The following is a 20497-nucleotide window of genomic DNA, read 5'->3' on the forward strand; positions in this document are numbered from 1 at the left end:
CGCTTGGGGTATCGCGCGTGGCTTCATGTTGGGCATTCGAGGGTGATTGTCGCTCAATTGCGTTCATGGTTCAGCCCTTCCTCAATCTTACGGTGCAGGCGTCGTTCCGGTAGACGAATCCGGCGAATCCGGCGAAGCCGATGACGTACCGCCCAGCAGCAGCCGCAGCAGCGCGGGCAACACCAGCAGCACCAGCGGCATTTGCACGATTAGCCCGGAAATGATCGCGACCGCCAGCGGTTGCTGCATCGCCGAACCCTGGCCGAGCGCGAACGCGAGCGGCAGCAGTGCGAGGATGGCGGCAATCGTCGTCATGGCGATCGGGCGCAGGCGGTTGCGCCCCGCTGCCTGCAGGGCTTCGTGCAGCGGCAGCCCGTCGTCGCGCACGAGACCCTGGAATTCGGACACATAGAAAATGGCCACTTCCGTGACGATGCCGATAATCATCGTCATGCCCATCATCGCGGAGATATTGAGTTCGATCCCCGTGATCCACAGGCCGATAAAGACCGCGCCGGTGGCGCACAGCGGCATCGCCATGACGGCCAGCGCCACGCGAAAGCGTTCGTAGAGGAACAGCAGCAGGCCGAACACCAGCGCCACCGCCGCGCCGAACACGGCCATGAGGCCCTTGAACGCGATCTGCTGCTGCTGATACAGACCGCCCAGTTCGTAATACACGCCGCTGGGCAGCAGGCTCGGATCGGCGAGTGCGTGCTGCACGTCGGCGATGGTCGAGCCCAGATCGCGGCCGTCGATGCGCGCGGTGACCGCCACCATGCGCTTGAGATTGTCGCGGCTGATTTCGGGCTGGCCGCTGACCGTCACGCGATCCGCCACGCGCGAGAGCGCGAACACATGGCCATCGGGCGCGCGGATCGGCAGGCGGCTGAGCGCCGTGTCGGTCATATGAAGCGCGCCTTGCGCACGCACGCGCACGCCGATGCTCTTCGGCCCGCTCTGATACTGCGTGGCCACGTTGCCGTCGAGCAGATCGTTGACCTGCTGCGCGATCGCCTGCGGGTCCATGCCTTCGGCAGCGGCGGCATCGGGGCGAATATGCAGATCGATGGCGTCGCCGGCCGGGTTGATGCCGTCGTTCACATCGACAATGCCCGCAATCTTGCCGATGCGCGCGGCCACGCGCTGCGCGGTGTCGTCTAGTTGCTTCGTATCGTCGGAATAGATCTTGATCTGCACGGGCTGCGGCACGGCGGTCAGATCGCCGATCAGGTCTTCCATCAACTGCGCAAGCTCCACGCTCACGCCCGGAACTTTGGTATCGATCTGGCCGCGGATTTCCTCCATCACGGTATCGATCGGCTCGCGCGAACCCGACTTCAGACGCACGAAAAAGTCGCCCTTGTTCGGCTCGTTGAGGTCGCCGCCCAGGCCCGCGCCCGTGCGGCGCGAATAAGTGGCCACGTTCGGATTGGCGCGGATGATCGCTTCGACCTGACGCATGAGGCGATCGGTTTCGGTGATCGAGGTGCCCGGCTGCGTGTGATAGTCGAGCACGAAGCCGCCTTCGTCCATCGACGGCATAAAGCCGCTGCCCACCCGCGTGAAGGCGAGCGCGGCGGCCAGCGCGAGCGGCACGATCAGCGCGAGCGCCCACACGGGACGCGCGCTGACCCGCGCCACGAGCTTCGCATAGCTGCGGTTGAGCCACGCGGCGAAGCGCGTTTCGCGATGTTCCTCGGCGTCTTTCGCGGTGAGCCAGCGATCGCAGAGAATCGGAATCGCCAGCCACGTCACGAGGAACGAGATGAAGAGGGCGCTGGCCATCGTCACGGAAAGCGCCTTGAAAAACGCGCCCGTGACGCCGGAAAGAAACGCGAGCGGCACGAAGATAATCAGCGTGGCGGCGGAGGAACCCGCGAGCGGACGCGTAAATTCCAGCGCCGCGCTCATCACGCGGCCATGAAACGCGTGCGCGCCAGCTTCGCGCATGCGCCGCGCGATGTGCTCGATCATGACGATGGCGTCGTCGATCACGAGGCCCACGGCCGCCGCCATGCCGCCGAGCGTCATGATGTTGAAGCCCATGCCGAACACGTCGAGCAGCAGGATGGTCGCGGCCATCACAATCGGCACGAGCGCCACGGCGATCAGCGTGATCTTGAGGTTGCGCAGGAACACGAACAGCGTCAGCGCGGCCAGCACCACGCCGATCATGATGGCGTCGCGCACACTCGTTGCGGACGCAATCACCAGTTCGCTCTGGTCGTACCAGTTCGACAGATGCACGCCAGGCGGCATCTGCTTGCCGAAATCGGCGAGACGCGCGCGGATGGCTTTGGCCATGGCCACGCTATTCGCGCCAGGCTGCTGATAGACGTTGATCAGTACGGCATCCTGACCATCTGCCGTCACGCGTATCCATTGCGGCACCGTGCCTTGCGAGACCGTGGCGATATCGGCAAGACGGATCTGGTTGGCGCCGGAGGTGGACACCACGACGTTTTTCAGGGCATCGAGTCCGTTGACGGCCGCATTGGCGACGACGAGATAGAGCTTGTCGTGATCCTCGATGCGGCCGGTGGCCATCAGCACATTGCCCGCGCCGATCGCGCGCGAGACATCCGCCACGGACAGCTTGTACGCGGCCAGCCGCGCCGGATCGACGGCGACTTCCAGCTCATCGCGCGCGCCGCCCGTGACATCCACACGCGCCACGCCTTCGACCGACGAAAGCAGCGGACGCAACTGAAATTGCGCAAGATCGTAGAGTTGCGCGAGCGAACGCTGCGACGACGTGAGGCTGTACGCGATCACCGGGAATACCGTCGGGTCCATGCGGCGCACTTGCATGGAGGTGCCCGGCGGCAGCGTCGCGAGGATTTCGGCGATGGCCGATTGGGCCTGCAAGGTCGCCTGGGCCATGTCGGTGCCCCAGTCGAAATTCAGCGAGATTTCCGCCGATCCGCGGCTCGTGCGCGATTCCACGTCGCGCACATTGGGCACGCGGCGCAGCGCCTCTTCCACGGGCATGGTCACGAGCGTGGCCATCTGCTCGGCGGGACGGTCGCCCGCATCGAGCGACACCACGGCGCGCGGGAACGACACGTTCGGGAACAGCGAGATCGGCAGTTTCATTGCCGTGAGCGCGCCCGCGACGGCGGCCAGCGCGATCACGAACAGCAGCGAGCGCCGGTGGCGCTGCATCCATTGGCCAAAAGTCATCGTGCGCCGCCTTGCTTCGCGTTCGCTGCGCTCGCGGCCTTGGCCGCATCGGGCAGACGCACGGCCATGCCGTCTTCGAGTTCGTAATTGCCGCTGACGATGAGCGGACGCGCGGCGTCGATCGCGCCGTCCACGCCATAGGCGTTGCCGTTTTCCACCTTCACCGTGATGGCCACGCGATGCGCCTTGTTACCTGGCAGAACCTGGTAAACGTATTGTCCCTTGTCGTCATGCAAGACCGCTGCGCGCGGCACGTTCCACCATGTTCCCGTTTGCGCGGCGATCTCGGCGCGCACGCGCGTGCCCGGCAAGAACGCCGTGCCGGCCAGCGGCACGCTCGCGCCGACATCGACAAGCTGGCTTTGCGCATCGACGGATGCGCCCACCATCGCAATCTGCCCGTGCGCCTGCAGCGACTGCTGCGATGCCGCCAGCGGATAGAGCGTGACGCGGTCGCCTGCGTGGATCGTCGCGGCATCGGCGGCTTCCACGCCCAGCGTGACGTTCGGCGTCTTCGCGTCGCCTGCGTTGGCGCCGACGAGTTGCGCGAGCGCGGTGCCCGCCTGCACCTGATCGCCAGGCGCGGCGCTGACCAGCGCGACCACGCCGGCCGCCGGCGCGGTCACGGTTTTCGCCCCGGCCGCGATGCCCGATGCGCTTTGCGCGGCGATGGCCTGATTGGCATCGTCGAGCGCCTTTTGCGCGGCGGCGAGTTGCGATTGCGTGGCGAGTCCGTCGTCGAAGAGGGCATGCGTGCGCGCGAGTTCGCCGCGCGCGAGCGTGGCGGCGCTTTGCGCCTGGGTGAGCGCAATCACGGCGGCCGGGTCCGCCTGCACGACGAACAGCGGCGTGCCGCGCGCGACGCGCTGACCGGGCTGCACCAGCACGCGCGTGACGCGCGCGACATAGGGCAGGCTCACGGTGGCGGCGTTCGCGCCCGCTGCGGCCACGACGCCGTAAGCGACGATCTGCTGCGAAACCGGCTCGCGCACGGCCTTCGCGACCTGGATGGCGACGGAAGGCGCGGGGTTGGCGTCGCTGGCGCTGGACGTATCCGATGCATCGGCGTGCGCGGAGTTGACGGCGAACAGCGCGCCGCCCACGGCGATTGCACCGATGGCGCACAGCGCGTACACGGCGGTACGCAAGGGGAAATCTCGTTTGAGCATGAGTATCAGCGTGTGGCGGTGGTGTGCTTGTCGATGGCGCCAGCGGCGTCGCCGTAGGGCGCGGGAATCGCGCTGCCCAGCAGCGCTTCCAGGGCGATGCGCTGTTCCGCGAGCGCTTCGCGCGCGGTTGCGGCATCCACGCGGCGCGCGAGCGCGGCGCTTTGCGCATCGACGTACTGGCCGATGGCGATGTCGTGCGCCGCGTAGGCGTCGCGAGCGTGCGCCGCGGCGCGGTCGAGCTCGGGCAGCGCGGCTTCGTCGTCGGCGAGCTGGTGCGTGGCCATGGCGCTATCGGCGCGCAGATGGGCGATATCGGCGTAAGCGGCGTTCAGGCGGTTCTGGTATTCGTCGGCGAGACGCTGGCGCGTGGCCTGCTCGATGGCGATATTGCCGCGATTGCGGTTGAACACCGGCAGCGTGAGATTGATCGCGAAACCGCTGGTGTAGATCTCCGAGGTGTCGCGCTGGCGCGTGAAACCCACCGAAAGGCTCGGAAACTGGTTCAGGATGGCCGCGCGGTATTTCTGCTCCTGCGCTTCGTAGCCCGCCTGCAGCGCGATCAGGTCGGGGCGGCGCCGGGGCAGCGCGGCGACGGCGGCGTCGAGCGTGTTGGCATCGACGGGATCGACCTGGGCCGGGCCGCTCAGTGGCAGATCGGCGTCGGGCGCGATGCCCAGCAGCGCGTTCAGATCGTGGCGCGACTGCTCGCGTGCGCGCTGCATATCGACGTATTGCTTGCGCGCGTCCTGCGCGGCGGTGAGCGCGGCCGTGGCGGTGTCGGCCGTGACGTTGTGCTCGCTGGCGGCGTGCGCGATGCGCGTGGAGCGCTGCTGCGTCAGTTCGGCCTGCTGGGCGAGCAGCGGCAGGGCCTCGTCCTGGAAGCGCGTCTTGACGAACAGCTGGCGCGCCTGCGCGACCACCTGCCATTCCTGCCAGAGCAGGCCGAGGTCGGTCTTGCGCACGGTGGCGTCGGCGGAGCGTTTATTGGCGCCGCGCGTGACGATCGCCATGAGGTCCATGCTCAGGCCATAGCTGAACGCGCGCGAGAGGCCGACGGCGCCCGGATAGTCGCTGGAAATGCCCACTTGCGGATCGGGCAGCAGTCCTGCGGAAAACGCCTGCGCCTGCGTGATGCCGAGGTCGTCGCGCGCCAGGCGCAGATCGGGATTGTTGACGACGGCCAGCATGGCGACATCGTCGATATCGAAACCGTTGGAGGGATCGAAGCGATGGGCGCGCAGCGCGGGCAGCGGCATCTTCGCGGGATCGATCTGCACGCGCGCGAGGGCGTCGCGCGTGAGCAGCGAATCGCCCGACGGCAAAGGCTGCGCGTGATAGACGGCACAGCCGCCGAGCAGCAGCGCGGCGGCAAGCGGCAGGATGCGAAATCGCGTGCGTAACTGACGTATTTGACGTAATGACGACGGGCAGGACAACGTACGTTCCTCGATGAATGCGGACGCTGCGCTGGAGTGTCGGCAGCATTGCGAAGCATTCTGCGGGGTAAACGCTTATGTCTGGCTTAAGGGGCGGATCGAGGGGGGTACGTCAAACCCGCGCGTCTTGTGCTTGTGTATCCACGTGGATACAATGTCGTGTACGGTTGGCTTCAATGAGGCAGGCATGTACACGTTTAACCGAACCGAAGAATTCGACGACTGGCTGCGAGGTCTGGCCGATCTTGTCGGCCGGGCGAAGATCCTGGCTCGCATTCGCCGCGCGGAAAGCGGCAATTTTGGCGACTGCGAACCGGTGGGCGATGGCGTGTCGGAAATGCGCATAGACTACGGCCCGGGCTATCGGGCTTACTTTGCTCAGGAAGGCTGCGTTGTGTATCTCCTGCTGTGTGGTGGCAACAAGTCGACCCAGAAGACCGACATCAGGCGCGCCAAAGCGCTATGGAACGCATGTAAAGGGGCGTGATCGGACTGGTGTCTGGATCTCGTAGCCCTCTCGGGCACTACGTCCCAAATAACGGAGCAAGTCATGAAACAGGCTAAGGTTGCACGATTCGACGCGGCAGATTATCTGGATAGCGAAGAAGCCATCGCCGCCTACCTCAACGCCGCTCTCGAAGAAGACGATATCGACCTTCTCATCACCGTGCTGGCGGATATCGTCAAAGCCCGAGGCGTCGCAAAAATCGCAGAAGACGCGGGCCTCGGCCGGGAAAGTCTCTATAAGACGCTTAAGCCGGGCTCGAAGCCTCAAATCGGGACGATCTTCAAGCTGATCCACGCGCTAGGGATCAAACTCGTGGCGCAACCTGACTCGGCTCACGCCTGAGCTTCACACTCAAGGCCGCGCCCGGCGGTGTCTGGGCGCCGGCGTTCTGTAGGGCAACCGTAATAACCCCCAATTGCCGATTTTCGATAACACGTCGATTAATGACTCTCTAGCATGGTCTCCATCCCCGCATGGGCCGCCGGCGAACGCATCGCGCCGAGCCCGCGCGGACCTTTATCGAGGAGAAAACACCATGCACGCAGAGTCGAAAGGCCATTCGGCGCCCGCGCTTCAGCAGACGCTCGGCACCTGGCAACTGTGGGGCATTGCCGTCGGGCTCGTGATTTCCGGCGAGTATTTCGGCTGGAGCTACGGCTGGGCGAGCGCCGGCACACTGGGCTTCGTCGTCACGGCGCTGTTCGTGGCGGCCATGTACACCACCTTCATTTTCAGTTTCACCGAACTCACCACCTCGATCCCGCACGCAGGCGGCCCGTTCGCGTATGCGCGCCGCGCTTTCGGCCCGGCAGGCGGTTATCTGGCCGGTGCGGCCACGCTGGTCGAGTTCGTGTTCGCGCCGCCGGCCATTGCGCTGGCGATCGGCGCCTATCTGCACGTGCAGTTCCCGGGGCTCGAACCGAAGCACGCCGCCATGGGCGCGTACCTCGTGTTCATGGCGCTCAATATCGTCGGCGTGCAGATCGCCGCGACTTTCGAACTCGTGGTCACGCTGTTCGCGATCTTCGAGTTGCTGGTCTTCATGGGCGTGGTGTCGCCGGGCTTTTCGTGGGATCACTTCACGAAAGGCGGCTGGTCCGGTGCCGATCATTTCTCGATGGGCGCGTTCCACGGCATGTTCGCCGCGATCCCGTTCGCCATCTGGTTCTTCCTCGCGATCGAAGGCGTGGCCATGGCCGCCGAAGAGGCGAAGAACCCGAAGCGCTCGATTCCCATCGCGTATGTGGCCGGCATTCTGACGCTGGTGGCGCTGGCCGTGGGCGTGATGGTGTTTGCGGGCGGTGCGGGCGACTGGACCAAGCTCGCCAACATCAACGACCCGCTGCCGCAAGCGATGAAATACATTGTCGGCGAACATAGCGGCTGGATGCATATGCTCGTGTGGCTCGGCCTGTTCGGTCTGGTCGCGTCGTTCCACGGCATCATTCTGGGCTACTCGCGCCAGATCTTCGCGCTGGCCCGCGAAGGCTATCTGCCGGCGTGGCTGGCGAAGGTGCATCCGCGCTTCAAGACGCCTTATCGCGCGATTATCGCGGGCGGCGTGGTGGGCATCGCGGCGATCTATAGCGACGAGCTGATCCAGTTCGGCGGCCAGACGCTCACCGCGAATATCGTCACGATGTCGGTGTTCGGCGCGATCGTCATGTACATCCTCAGCATGGCCGCGCTGTTCAAGTTGCGCCGCACGCAACCGGCGCTGTCGCGTCCGTTCCGCGCGCCGCTGTATCCGTTCTTCCCGGCTTTTGCGCTGCTCGCCGCGCTGGTTTGCCTCGGCACGATGGTGTATTTCAACGCGCTGGTCGCGGTCATTTTCGTGGGCTTTCTGGCCGTCGGCTATGCTTACTTCCTCGCCACCCGTGCGCAGCGCGAAGCGGCTTCGGATGTCGCGCAAAAGCTGGAATCGCTGGAATCGCCGGGCGCGCTGCTCGAGGAATAAGCGCACAATGACCCTCTGCACCATGCCAGAGCGCAGGAGTTGAATCGATGGCCTATACGGAGACGATCGGTCCGCGTACATACCGTTTCGCGGACCTCAAGACCCTGCTCGCAAAGGCGAGTCCGCTGCGCAGCGGCGACCAGCTCGCGGGCGTGGCGGCGGCCAGCGAGGAAGAACGCGTCGCCGCGAAGATGGCGCTGGCCAACGTGCCGCTCAAGACTTTCCTGAGCGAAGCGCTGATTCCCTACGAAAGCGATGAAGTCACGCGCCTGATCGTCGATACACACGACGCTCAGGCGTTCGCGGCGGTTTCGCACCTCACCGTGGGCGATTTCCGCAACTGGCTGCTCTCGCCGGAAGCGGACAGCGCGGCACTCGAACGTGTCGGCCCGGGTCTGACGCCCGAAATGGTGGCGGCAGTCTCCAAGATCATGCGCAACCAGGATCTGATCGCAGTGGCGCGCAAGCGCCCGGTGATCACGCGCTTTCGCAATACCGTGGGGCTGCCGGGACGCATGTCCGTGCGTCTGCAGCCGAACCATCCCACCGACGACGTGAAAGGCATTGCCGCTTCCATGCTCGACGGCCTGATGTACGGCTGCGGCGACGCGATGATCGGCATCAATCCCGCGACCGATAGCCTGGCCGCCATCGTCAAGCTGCTCGCGATGATCGACGGTTTTCGCGAGCGTTATCGCGTGCCCACGCAATCGTGTGTGCTCACGCACGTGACCAACACCATCGCCGCGATTGAAAAAGGCGCGCCCGTCGATCTGGTGTTCCAGTCGATCGCGGGCACCGAAAACGCCAACGCGAGCTTTGGCATTTCGCTCGCGCTGCTGGGTGAAGCGTATGACGCGGCGCTCTCGCTCAAGCGCGGCACGGTCGGCAATAACGTCATGTACTTCGAGACGGGGCAGGGCAGCGCGTTGTCCGCCAATGCGCATTTCGGCGTCGATCAACAGACCTGCGAAGTGCGCGCCTACGCGGTCGCGCGGCGCTTCAATCCGTTTCTCGTCAACACGGTGGTGGGCTTTATCGGCCCGGAATATCTCTACGACGGCAAGCAGATCATTCGCGCCGGTCTGGAAGATCACTTCTGTGGCAAGTTGTTAGGCGTGCCGATGGGTTGCGATATCTGCTACACCAATCACGCCGAAGCCGATTCCGACGACATGGACACGCTGCTCACGCTGCTGGGCGCGGCGGGTATCAACTTCATCATGGGCATTCCCGGCGCCGACGACGTGATGCTCAATTATCAGAGCACCTCGTTTCACGATGCGCTCTACGTGCGCGATCTGTTGGGTCTGCGCCGCGCGCCCGAGTTCGAGGAATGGCTGGAAACGATGGAGATCGCCGACGCGAAAGGCGCGCTGCTGCCAACTTCGCCGCGCGTGCCGTTGCTGGCGGGCGCGCACGAGTGGATGGGCATCGCGCAAGGAGCGGGCGCATGAGCGATGCGGTCGAAAAGAACCCGTGGGCCGGGCTGAAATCCTTCACGAATGCGCGTATCGCGCTGGGGCGCGCGGGCAATGGCCTGCCGACCGCGCCCCTGCTGGCGTTCAATCTCTCGCATGCGCAGGCGCGCGACGCCGTGCATCATCCGCTCGATGTCGAGGCGTTGCGGGCGCAACTGGAGGCGTCGGGGTTTTCGACGCTGGCGGCGGCGAGCGCGGCGCCGGACCGGCAGCACTATCTGCGTCGGCCGGATCTGGGGCGCAAGCTTGCCGATGAAAGCCGCGAGGCGCTCGGCAAAGCGCGTGCACAGCCGGGGCCTGACATCGTGTTCGTGGTCGGCGACGGGCTTTCGGCTTTTGCCGCGGCGAAGCAGGCCGTGCCGTTTCTCGAAGCGGTGCGCAAGCGCCTGAACGATGGCGCCGAGGGTGCCAGTTCGCCCGCCTGGCGCATCGGGCCCGTGGTGGTGGCGAGCCAGGCGCGCGTGGCGCTTGGCGATGAAATCGGCGAATTGCTGGGCGCGAAGCTCGTCGCGATGTTGATCGGCGAGCGGCCGGGTCTGAGTTCGCCGGATAGTCTTGGCGTCTATCTCACGTGGGCGCCGAAGGTGGGCTGCCACGACGCGCTGCGCAATTGCATCTCGAACGTGCGCCCCGAAGGTCTGCCGTACGAGGCGGCGGCGCACAAGCTGCATTACCTGCTCACGCACGCCAGACGGCTTCAGCTCACCGGCGTCGGTCTGAAAGACGATAGCGACGCACTGTTGCCCGAAGCTCAGGCCGTCGAGCGGATCGAAACCGCTTGATCTGATCGATTGGCGCTATCCACGCCATCGGCGCGCACTCTTTTGGGGCGAAATGCACGATGGATACGATATTTCGCGCCACGATGCGTCGTAGTCGAACAGCGGCAATGGTCGGCAACAGTCAGCAACACTCGGGCAACCCGAGCCCGCCTGTGCCGTTGTGGCGCAATACTGCTCCACGACTGCACAGGCGATACGCACAAAGGCAATCGAAACCCACCGCCAATGCGGGTCTGGCTGAACTGGCGCGAGTTTTGCATCGAAAGCCGATCGTTTCGACAAAATTCATGCGCAAGGAGTCACCCATGAATCAAGCGGCCACGCGCATTGCTTCCACCTCAGTACCCGCAACACCCGCAACACCCGCGGTGCTCACCGCCGAAGACACACGCCTGAACGCGCAGGGCACCGATGTGCCCGCCGGGCGCGCCATCGTGAGCGTGGCCCACGACGCGGACGAGCAGGCGCGCAATCTGGTCGGCTGGCGGCAGACTTACGACCAGCTCGCGGCGGGCCGCTTCGTCGGTACGCTCACGGAAATCCCGCTCGACACCATGAAGATTTTCTGCGAGACCACGAGCCACACGCTGCGTCAGGCGTGCGAGGTGCGTGGCGACGCGTACTGGTTCGGCATTCCGGCCGCGCGCGACGAGCAGGCGCGCATCGATTCGCAGCCCTTCGGCGAGCACGCCATTGCCGTGCGTCCCGGCAACGTGGAATTCGAACTGTTGACGCCCGCGCAATTCTCGATCTACGGCGTGGTGGTGCGCGGCGATGTGCTGCGCCGCTACGCCGAAACCGTGGAGCGTGTGCCGCTCGACGCCCGCCTGCCGCCTGCGCCCACCGTGCGCGCTGGCGCAGCGCGTCTCGCCCAGCTTTGCGGCATGCTCGCGCAGCGCCTGGGCGATCCTGAAGACGGCAACGCGGTGCTGAGCGATATCGAACGCGACGACGTGCAGGCGGAACTGCTCGCGGCGCTCTTCGACGCCTGCACGACACAGGAGGACGAGCACGCCGACGACCACCCTCAGGCGCATGCCGATCAACCGTCGCGCCGCCGCTGGATCGTCGCGCAGGCGCGCGATTATGTGCTCGCGCATCGCTCGCGTCCGGTCGGTGTGCCGGAGCTTTGCGAGCAGTTGCACGTGAGCCGCCGCACCTTGCAGTACTGCTTCCAGGATGTGCTTGGCATGGCGCCCGCGACGTATCTGCGCGCGCTGCGCCTGAACGGCGCGCGGCGTGATCTATGCGGCCGCGCGGCAGGTTCCGTGCAGGATGTGGCGGCGGCGTGGGGCTTCTGGCATCTGAGCCAGTTTGCGACGGATTATCGGCGCATGTTCGGCATGCGTCCGTCCGAAGCGCTGCGCGCGTCGTAACGCTTTCGTTTTATTCGGATGCCTGATTATTGGCGGGCCTGGCGATGAACTTGCCAGGACTCGTCCCTGTGAGCCTGCGAAACATCGCGATAAACGCCGACGAAGTCGCGTAACCCAGATCGAGCGCGACCGATTCCACGCTGCGTCCCGCCTGCAGCAGCGGCAGCGCGCTCACCAGCCGCAAACGCGCGCGCCATTCCGTCAACGACATGCCCAGTTCACGCTGCGCGTGGCGCATCAGCGTGCGCTCGCTCATATGAAATGCAGCGGCGAGATCGGCGATAGGGCGGTTATCGGCGGGATTGTCGTGGAAGACCTTGAGCACGGCGTCGAGTTCGGGGTCGTCCGCGTGCGGCAGATAACTGCCCGTCGTCGCGCAGGTGCCGAGTTGATCGACCAGCGCGCGCAGCAGACGCGCACGCGCGGGCGACTCCTGGCCATCGTGGCCTTCGGGCGGCAACGCGCGCAGATGTTCGAGCATCGCCCGCACCAGCGGCGACACCATCATCGCGCAGGTGGCATCGGGCAGCGCGGTGCAAAGTTCGCGGTTGATATAGACCGAGCAGTGCACGGTTTCCGCGTGGTTGAAACCCACATGCTCGGTGCCGGGCGCGATCCACAAGGCCATATGCGGCGGCGCGAGAAAGTAGTCTTCACGCGTCGTGACTTCGGTGATGCCGCTGAACGAATAGACGAACTCGCCCCACGGATGGCACATCGACGGATAGCTCGCATGCGAAGGCATGTGCTCGGTGCGGAAATACACGGGCACGGGCAGCGTGTCGATGAAGGGCGGCTGGCGCAGGTGCTGTACGTTGCGCCTGGGCGCGGCGTGCTGGCGGATTTTGGGCGTGGTGGGCATGGCGCGGCTTTATGACGATGGCGCCGCGAGGGCGCTTTTGTGCACGCTTTTGTGTACGCTCTCGCGCGCGAGTTCGACAAATCGCAGCGCGCAGTTCGAGGCGTTGTGCGCGCGCCAGAGTAGCGTTTGTTCGAGCGGCGCTTCGCCTGCGAGCGGCACGTAGCGCACGCCGGGCATCTGCAACGCCGCCACCGATGCCGGCACGATCGCCACGCCGCGTTCTGCGGCGACCAGCGCCACCAGCGTGGCGACCTGCGTAGCGGTGGGGCCAGGGCGCGGCGTGACGCCCGCCTGCGCGCACAGGCGATTGAGCGCGGCATTGAGCGCCCAGCCGTGCCCCGGCGGATAGGTGATGAACGCTTCGTGCGCGAGCGCCGCGAAATCGATCGATTCGCACGCCGCGTAGGCGCTGCCCGAAGGCACGGCGGCAACCAGCGGCTCGCTCGCAACGACCTGCTGCGCAATCTCCGGCGGTGCGGGCTCCGCCGCCGCCCAGCCAAACGCAATATCGAGCACGCCCGCCGCAATCTGCCGATGATGATCGGCGCTGCCCACTTCGCGAAAACTCAGCGCCACCTCGGGTGCGCGTCTGCCGAAATCCCGCACGATTTCACTGAATACGCGCGACATCGGAATCGAACTCGTGTAGCCGATCGTCAGCCGTCCGTCCTCGCCGCTCGCGAGCCGTTGCGCGGACGTTTGCGCGCTCAGTGCCGCATCGAGCACCTGACGCGCGTGATCGAGAAACTGCGCGCCTTCGGGCGTGAGCGTGACGGCGCGCGTCGAGCGCTCGAACAGACGTATCCCCAGTTCCGTTTCGAGCGCGGAAATCTGGCGCGTGAGCGGCGGCTGCGCAATATGCAGACGCTCGGCGGCGCGGCCGAAGTGCAGTTCGTCAGCGACGGTCACGAAATAGCGCAGGCGGCGCAGGTCGAGCATGCGGAGCGTTCCGGTATCAATGGCGACAAATTCGGTATTGGCCCGCCGCGCGTGCGCCCGGCAGACTGGCAGGACGCTATCGTCACGGAAACCCTTCATGTCTGGCAAGCCTTTGCGCGCGGCGTTCTTCTTGTGCGGCTGCGCGGCCTTTTTCAATCTCTACGCCACGCAGGGCATTCTGCGCGAACTTGCGGCGGCGTTTGGCGTGAGCGCCGAGCGCGCGGGGCAGGGCGTTAGCGCCACCACGCTGGCCGTCGCCATTATCGCGCCATTCGTGGGGGCGCTGGCCGAGCCGTTCGCGCGCCGCACGGTGATCGCGGGCGCGGCGGTGGCGTCGGCGCTGCCCGCGTTGTGGGCCGCGCAGGCGGGCGGCTTCGCCTCGTTCCTGGCCGCGCGCTTCGCGGTGGGCTTGCTGATGCCGTTTATCTTCGCGATTTCGGTTTCGATGATCGGCGAGTGTTTTTCGCGCGAAGAGACGGCGGAGGTCAGTGCGCTGTTCGTGGCGGGCACGACGCTCGGCGGTTTTGCGGGGCGTTTCGTGACGAATGCGTGCGTGGCGGCGTTGGGCTGGCGGCACGCGCTCGACGTGGTGGCGATGCTGAGCCTCGTGGCCGGCGTGGGGATCTTCGCCTGCCTGCCCGCCATGCCGCGCGTACGCGTTGAAGCGCGGGCGGCGGATCAGCGGCTGCCGTCGCGTCTGCAACTGCTGATGCAGCCGCATTTGCTCGCGGCGTTCGGATTTGGCGCCTGCGTGCTGGCTTCGCAAGTGGCGACTTTCACGTTCGCCGGGCTGCGCCTCGCGCAAGCGCCGTACAACTTCGGCACGGCGCAGATCGGCGCGATTTATGCGGTCTTTCTGCTGGCGATGGTGGTGACGCCGCTCGCGGGGCGCATCGCACGCAAGCGTTCGCCGCGCGATCTGGCGCTCTGGGCGATGTGGCTCGGGCTGGCGGGCGCATTGCTCACGCTCGCGCACGGACTCGTGCCGATCCTCGTCGGGCTCGCGCTGGGATCGACCGCCGTGTTCGTCGAGCAGGCCGCCGCCAATGCGTTCATTTCGCAGAGCGCCGGAGCGGCGCGGCCCACGGCCATCGGCCTGTATCTCTCGTTCTATTACCTGGGCGGCAGCCTGGGTTCGGTGCTGCCCGTGCCGGCGTGGCGTGCGTGGGGCTGGAGCGGCTGCGTGGGCTTCGTGATTGTCGCGCAGGCGCTGGCGGGCTGGCTCGCGTGGCGGTTCTGGCGCGAGCGCACCCAGGTGCGCAAACACGCCTCAGACACGGCGGGCGTTCACGCGTAGCGCGCGAGGAACATATCGGCGGCGGCTTCGGCGACACGCGCCTGAGCCGCTTCGTCCAGCGGCGGCTGGCCCATCGTCACCTGCGGCCAGAACGCAAAACCCTTCACCATCCCCTGCAATTCCTGCGCGGCGAATAGCGGATCGTCGGTGCGCAGGCGGCCGTCGGCGGCGGCTGCGCGAATCCACACCGTCATGTCCTCTTCGCGCTCGCCCATGCGCGCGACCATATCGCGGGCGCGCTCGGGCGAGTGAATTCCGGCGGCGATCGCCACGCGCGCGAGCGCCAGAAACGACTCATCGGCCATCAGGCGCAGCTTGCGCCGGAGTTGCGCAAGCAGTTGCGGGCGCAACGGTTCGGCCGCGCGGTAGGCGGGCGGCTCGCCGGTTTCGCTGGCGTCCCACAGACGCATCATGATGGCGGCGAACAGCGCTTCCTTGCTCGGGAAGTGGTTGTAGACCGTGCGCTTGGAGACGCTCGCGCGGGCGGCGATGCGGTCCATGCTGGTTGCGTCATAACCGGCCGCGAGAAATTCCTCGATGGCCGCTTCGAGAATGGCGGCGCGTTTGCGGTCGGTCAGGCGTTGTGGGGTAGCGGTCGAATCCATGACGCGATTTTACTGGTTTGCCTGGGCGCCGAAAGGCCCCGAAAGCCGTAATCCGGTGCCTCAAGCGGACATTTTTCGCGAAAACCCGTCAGATAACCATTACGCATACAAGGGTTTTCCGACGATTGCCGGGTACAAAACATTCATCCGTGAATGTATGCAAAAGCCGCTCGTTCGATCCGCGAAAGATGGCGCAAGCCGCTGATCCAGATGAACTTTTCCCATGCCGATGTCGAGAGCTAAAGCGCGCACGCCGCCTGCCTGCATCGCCCAATGCTGACAATTTTGTAAAAAACTAAATGAGAATTATTTGCATCCAGGCTATGATCGAGCCCGCTTTCGAATCGTAAGAAGACCAGCAGCTCAGAATTCAGACCACGGGGTAGATCAGATGCACTTCAAACAGAGACTGGTGCGGCGTGTGTTGCCGGCGTTGATCGCCGAAGCCTGCGCGCTGTACGCCAGCCATGCATTCGCCGCCGATGCCGCCACCAGCGCGGCTGCCAGCGCCGTCGTCGCGCAAACCGCCGCAGCGAACGACGACGCCACGAAGCCCCTGCGCGCCGACGCGCTGCGCCGCGAGCAGGCGCTCAAGGCCGTTTCGGTCACGGCCACGCGCGGCGGCACGGCGGACCCGAATCGCACGGCGGCCACGGTCTCGGTCATCACCAGCGACGATATCGACGAAAACAACGCCAAAGACGTCAAGGACGCGCTCAAGTACGAGCCGGGCGTGGAAGTGCGTCATTCGGCGTATCGTCCGTCGGGCATCACGGGGTCGTCGGGGCGTGCGGGCAACGAAGGTATCAATATCCGCGGTCTCGAAGGCAACCAGGTGCTGCTGCTCGAAGACGGCGTGCCGCTGCCGCAGTCGTACGCGTTCGGTTCGGGCTCGGCCGGGCGCGGCGATTATCTGAATACGGATCTTTATCAGCGTATCGAAGTGCTGCGCGGCCCGACCTCGGCGCTGTACGGCAGCGACGGTCTCACGGGCGCGGTCAACTTCGTGACCAAGGCCCCGAGCGATCTGCTCTCGATCTACAACAAGCCGACTTACTTCTCGCTGAAGGCCGGCTACGATTCGACCGACCGAAGCTGGGGCTCGACGGCCACGGCAGCATTCGGCGGCGACGTGGTGCAGGGCATGATTGCGCTTTCCGGTCGTCACGGCCATGAAACCGACAACAAGGGCGACAGCAACACGCTGGGCTCGACGCGTTCGGAAGCGGACCCGCTCACGTACAACAATCGCAGCGCCCTCGGCAAGCTGGTTTTCAAACTGACGCCGCGCGACACGCTGAAAATAACTGCCGAAACACTGAATAACGCGAATTCAAGCGATGGACTGTCGCAACTCGGCGGTGCCTATACGTGGAGCGGCTACACGGCGAACCGCTATGTGACCGGCAACGAAGTGAACAGCAACCGCGTTCAACTCGATTACGATCATAACGACGCCACCAATCCTTATTTTCAGCAGCTACATGCTTCGTTGTACTACCGGAATGCATCGACGCGGCAAACGCTCGATATCGGCGGCGTGAATTCGAGTGGCGCGACCTCATCGCGTTCGCGCACCAACGACTACGGCGACAACATTCTGGGCGGCAGCGTCGTGGCCGATAGCGCCTTCGCGACCGGCTTCCTGGAACACAAGCTGACTTACGGCTTCGATGCCAGCGTCTCGCACTACAGCACCTCAAGCTCGGCGGGAACGGAGTGGACCACGGCGTCGTCCGGTTACCCGGAGGCATTCCCAAAAACCACGCAAACGAACTTCGGCGCCTTCGTGCAGGACCAGATCCGCTGGAACAAGCTGAGCATCGTGCCTGGCCTGCGCTTCGACTGGTACAACATGACGCCGCACCCGGACGCGACCTATGAGTCGATGTCCGCAGCGTCGACGCAACCGACCACCACGTCCACCGGCAACGCCATTTCGCCGCGCATTGCGGTGCTTTACGAAGTCTCGCCTGCGTTCGTGCCTTACGTGCAGTACGCGCATGGCTTCCGCGCGCCGTCGGCTTACCAGGTCAACAGCTTCTATAACCCCGCGGGCTCGTACGGTCTCTATTACCAGCAGGTCGGCAATCCGAATCTGAAGCCCGAAACCAGCAACTCCGTCGAAGTGGGGCTGCGCGGCAAGCTGGGCGTGGGCCACGGTCAGGTGAACTACAGCGCCGCGGCATTCGCGGGCCGCTATAGCAACTTTATCGACACCAAGGTGATTGGCGGCAGCATGACGTCGGCGACCAATCCGTACACGGTGCAGTACGTGAATTACTCGAAGGCCTCGATTCAGGGCCTGGAAGGCAAGGCCGACTGGTACGTGAACGACAGCCTCGAAGTGAAGGGCGGCTTTGCCTGGATTCACGGCACGGAAACCAAAGATGGCGTGACGTCGGGCCTCGACACGGTGCCGCCGCTTGCGGTGGTGCTGGGCGTGAAATACGCGCCCACCGAGCGCTGGTTCGCGAGCGCTGATCTCACCTACAACTCGCGCAAGAGCAAGTCGACGATGTCTACTTCGTCGTACTACTCGACGCCGTCGTACACGATCCTCGACCTGCACGCGGGCTACAACATCACGCGCCACGTGAGCGTGACGGCCGGCATCGACAACGTATTCGACCGCAAATACTGGATCTGGAACGACGTGCGCGGACTCGCGGACAGCGACGGCGCGGCGAAGATCGACGCGTACACGGCGCCGGGCCGCAACTTCAACGTAGCGATGAAGATCGACTTCTGACGCGCGCCAATCGAACGCTCGACGATATTCAATTCATGCAACAGGCAGGACCGATATGACGCAAACCTCTCAACTAGCCGACGCGAATTCCGCTGCGCTGGCACTGCTGCGCGAGGCCTTTACCGAGCTTCGCACCGCGCGCAAGCTGCGCCATCGCGAAGCGGCGGCGGAACTGGGCGTGAGCGAAGGCGAAGCGCTGGCGGCTTTCGTCGGCGAACATGTGGTGCGGCTGGGCGCGCAAAACGCCGATCAATTCGCCGCGCTGTTCGAGCAGATGCCGCTGCTTGGCGAGGTCATGGTGCTCACGCGCAATGACGCCGTCGTGCACGAGAAAACCGGCACTTTCGGCACAATGAGCCGCACCGGGCCGGTCGGACTGACGGTGGGGCCGGCCATCGATCTGCGGATTTTCTACGCGAAATGGGCGTCGGCGTTTGCGGTGCGCGAAGTCCATGACGATGGCGTGCGCAAGAGCCTGCAGTTCTTCGACGCGCAGGGCGTGGCGATCACCAAGGTGTACCTGCGCGATGCCAGCGATCATGCGGCCTTCGACGCACTGGTCGCGCAGTATGCCGCGCCTTCGCAGGAAGCGGGGCTGAGCGTTGAAGCCGCGCAGCCGCGCGCGCCGCAACGCGACGATGCGCAGATCGACGTGGCCGGTTTCCGTGCGGCGTGGAGCGCAATGACCGATACGCACGAATTCTTCGATGTCCTGCGTAAATTCGGCGTGGCGCGTTTGCAGGCGCTGCGTCTTGCCGATAAAGCCTACGCAGAGCCGATCGCGCTCGATGCAATCGACGCCTTGCTCAACGACGCGGCTGGCACGCAACTGCCCATCATGGTGTTCGTCGGCAATCCCGGCATGATCCAGATTCACACGGGCCCGGTGCAGACGATCCGCACGATGGGACCGTGGCTCAATGTACTCGACGCGGATTTCAACCTGCATCTGCGCACGAATCTGGTTGCGCACGCATGGGTCGTGCGCAAGCCGACCAGCGACGGCATCGTCACGTCGGTCGAACTGTTCGATGCAGTGGGCGAAAACATCGCCATGCTGTTTGGCGCGCGCAAGCCTGGCCAGCCGGAACGCGAAGACTGGCGCGCGGCGGTGCAGCGGCTCGCGCGTATTGAACGTATCGAGCGTCCCGAATCTGCAAATGAAGGAGTCGACGCATGAGCGACGATCGTTTCGATGTGACACGCCGACGCCTGCTGATGGGCACGGGCGGTCTGCTGCTCGCGGCCTCGGGCGTGGGTTTCGGGGGACTGGCGGGACTGGCGCGGGCAGCCGAAAAGGAAACCCGTCAAGCCGCTAACAACGCGAATGCCTCGCGCGTGGTCGTGATCGGCGGCGCGCTGGGCGAAATCGTCTATGCGCTCGGCCGCGCCAATACGCTTGTGGGTGCCGATACGACCTGCACCTGGCCGCAGCAAGCGCAGGCGCTGCCCAAGGTCGGTTATCAGCGCGCGCTATCGGCGGAAGGTCTGCTTTCGCTGCAGCCGACCTTGATTCTCGCCTCGGCCGAAGCGGGACCGCCAACGGTGCTGCAACGCGTCGCGGAGACGGGCGTGAAGGTCGTGAGCTTCGGCGAAGGTCACGATGTGGCATCGGTGCGCGAGAAAATCATCGGCGTGGCGCGTGCGCTCGATGCCGATAACGCGGGGCAAACCTTGCTCGCGCGTTTCGACCGCGCGTGGAGCGAGACTTCGGCACGCGTGGCCGAAGCACAGAAGAACGCGAAAAACCCGCCGCCGCGCGTGCTGTTCCTCATGAGCCCCGCCGGCAATCAGTCGATGGTGGCGGGGCAGCACACCGCCGCCGACGCCATGCTCGCCTACGCCGGCGCGCGCAACGCGATGCAGGGTTTTTCCGGCTATCGCGCGCTCACGCCCGAGGCGCTGGTGGCCGCACAGCCCGACATCGTGCTCACCACCGACGACGCGCTTCAAGCCGCTGGCAGCAAACAACGTCTGCTCGATGCAGCCGGTTTCGCGCTCACACCCGCGGGGCGCACGGCACGCGTGGTCTCGCTCGACGCGCTGTTCCTGCTCGGTTTCGGCCCGCGCCTGCCCGAGGCGGTGAGCGCGCTCAACCGCAGTCTCGCGCAAGCGTGACGGCATGGAAGGACGCTGATCGCTTCGTC

General features: G+C 65.3%; 16 protein-coding genes. 10 read left to right on the forward strand and 6 right to left on the reverse strand.

Annotated features, from left to right (window positions below):
* Positions 1 to 87: 87 nt before the first annotated feature.
* Genes U5A67_RS16615 through U5A67_RS16625 form a run of 3 tightly spaced genes read right to left on the reverse strand, consistent with a single transcriptional unit; the run spans position 88 to position 5791 of the window.
* Positions 88 to 3186 carry an efflux RND transporter permease subunit gene (locus U5A67_RS16615; RefSeq protein ID WP_205987242.1) on the reverse strand — a complete coding sequence of 1033 codons (3099 nt, stop codon included), beginning with the start codon at positions 3184 to 3186 and terminating at the stop codon, positions 88 to 90.
* On the reverse strand, positions 3183 to 4355 hold the full coding sequence (locus tag U5A67_RS16620) for an efflux RND transporter periplasmic adaptor subunit (RefSeq protein ID WP_321959722.1): 1173 nt from the start codon (positions 4353 to 4355) through the stop codon (positions 3183 to 3185). Before U5A67_RS16620 ends, U5A67_RS16615 begins: the two co-directional genes overlap by 4 nt.
* Positions 4356 to 4360: 5 nt before the next feature.
* Positions 4361 to 5791, reverse strand: coding sequence for a TolC family protein (locus U5A67_RS16625; protein ID WP_321815331.1), 1431 nt, complete (start codon positions 5789 to 5791; stop codon positions 4361 to 4363).
* 187 nt (positions 5792 to 5978) lie between these two features.
* Between U5A67_RS16625 and U5A67_RS16630 the strand changes: the two genes are divergently transcribed.
* From U5A67_RS16630 to U5A67_RS16655, 6 genes are all read left to right on the forward strand, one after another.
* Entirely contained in the window at positions 5979 to 6278 is a 300-nt protein-coding gene (locus U5A67_RS16630; RefSeq protein WP_321815330.1) for a type II toxin-antitoxin system RelE/ParE family toxin, read from the forward strand.
* 63 nt (positions 6279 to 6341) lie between these two features.
* A complete protein-coding gene (locus tag U5A67_RS16635; RefSeq protein ID WP_321815329.1) occupies positions 6342 to 6641 on the forward strand; it encodes an addiction module antidote protein in 300 nt (99 codons plus the stop codon).
* A gap of 193 nt (positions 6642 to 6834) precedes the next feature.
* Entirely contained in the window at positions 6835 to 8256 is a 1422-nt protein-coding gene (gene eat / locus U5A67_RS16640) for an ethanolamine permease (RefSeq protein WP_205987246.1), read from the forward strand.
* A gap of 47 nt (positions 8257 to 8303) precedes the next feature.
* A complete protein-coding gene (locus U5A67_RS16645; RefSeq protein WP_321815328.1) occupies positions 8304 to 9713 on the forward strand; it encodes an ethanolamine ammonia-lyase subunit EutB in 1410 nt (469 codons plus the stop codon).
* Positions 9710 to 10519 carry an ethanolamine ammonia-lyase subunit EutC gene (gene eutC, locus U5A67_RS16650; RefSeq protein WP_321815327.1) on the forward strand — a complete coding sequence of 270 codons (810 nt, stop codon included), beginning with the start codon at positions 9710 to 9712 and terminating at the stop codon, positions 10517 to 10519. The genes U5A67_RS16645 and eutC overlap by 4 nt, the downstream gene beginning before the upstream one ends.
* Positions 10520 to 10824: 305 nt before the next feature.
* Complete coding sequence (locus U5A67_RS16655; RefSeq protein WP_321815326.1) at positions 10825 to 11895, forward strand: helix-turn-helix domain-containing protein; 1071 nt, start codon at positions 10825 to 10827, stop codon at positions 11893 to 11895.
* Positions 11896 to 11905: 10 nt separating this feature from the next.
* On the opposite strand, the gene U5A67_RS16660 is transcribed toward U5A67_RS16655, so the two are convergent.
* Positions 11906 to 12757, reverse strand: coding sequence for a helix-turn-helix transcriptional regulator (locus U5A67_RS16660; protein ID WP_321815325.1), 852 nt, complete (start codon positions 12755 to 12757; stop codon positions 11906 to 11908).
* A 9-nt stretch (positions 12758 to 12766) separates the two neighbouring features.
* A complete protein-coding gene (locus tag U5A67_RS16665) occupies positions 12767 to 13696 on the reverse strand; it encodes a LysR substrate-binding domain-containing protein (protein WP_321815324.1) in 930 nt (309 codons plus the stop codon).
* A gap of 97 nt (positions 13697 to 13793) precedes the next feature.
* Here U5A67_RS16665 and U5A67_RS16670 point away from each other — a divergent pair, with 97 nt between their 5' ends.
* The gene (locus U5A67_RS16670; RefSeq protein ID WP_321815323.1) at positions 13794 to 14993 is read left to right on the forward strand and encodes an MFS transporter; all 1200 of its coding nucleotides are present in this window, start codon (positions 13794 to 13796) and stop codon (positions 14991 to 14993) included.
* On the opposite strand, the gene U5A67_RS16675 is transcribed toward U5A67_RS16670, so the two are convergent.
* On the reverse strand, positions 14984 to 15598 hold the full coding sequence (locus U5A67_RS16675) for a TetR/AcrR family transcriptional regulator (RefSeq protein WP_205987253.1): 615 nt from the start codon (positions 15596 to 15598) through the stop codon (positions 14984 to 14986). The genes U5A67_RS16670 and U5A67_RS16675 overlap by 10 nt on opposite strands.
* A 391-nt stretch (positions 15599 to 15989) precedes the next feature.
* Between U5A67_RS16675 and U5A67_RS16680 the strand changes: the two genes are divergently transcribed.
* Genes U5A67_RS16680 through U5A67_RS16690 form a run of 3 tightly spaced genes read left to right on the forward strand, consistent with a single transcriptional unit; the run spans position 15990 to position 20468 of the window.
* Complete coding sequence (locus tag U5A67_RS16680) at positions 15990 to 18350, forward strand: TonB-dependent hemoglobin/transferrin/lactoferrin family receptor (RefSeq protein WP_321815322.1); 2361 nt, start codon at positions 15990 to 15992, stop codon at positions 18348 to 18350.
* A gap of 55 nt (positions 18351 to 18405) precedes the next feature.
* Positions 18406 to 19530 (forward strand): hemin-degrading factor, encoded by a 1125-nt coding sequence (locus U5A67_RS16685; RefSeq protein ID WP_321815321.1) that lies wholly within the window; start codon positions 18406 to 18408, stop codon positions 19528 to 19530.
* Entirely contained in the window at positions 19527 to 20468 is a 942-nt protein-coding gene (locus tag U5A67_RS16690) for a heme/hemin ABC transporter substrate-binding protein (RefSeq protein ID WP_321815320.1), read from the forward strand. The genes U5A67_RS16685 and U5A67_RS16690 overlap by 4 nt, the downstream gene beginning before the upstream one ends.
* The last annotated feature ends 29 nt before the right edge of the window (positions 20469 to 20497 follow it).

The organism is Paraburkholderia sp. J69-1 (assembly GCF_905220255.1).
Taxonomy (GTDB): Bacteria; Pseudomonadota; Gammaproteobacteria; order Burkholderiales; family Burkholderiaceae; genus Paraburkholderia.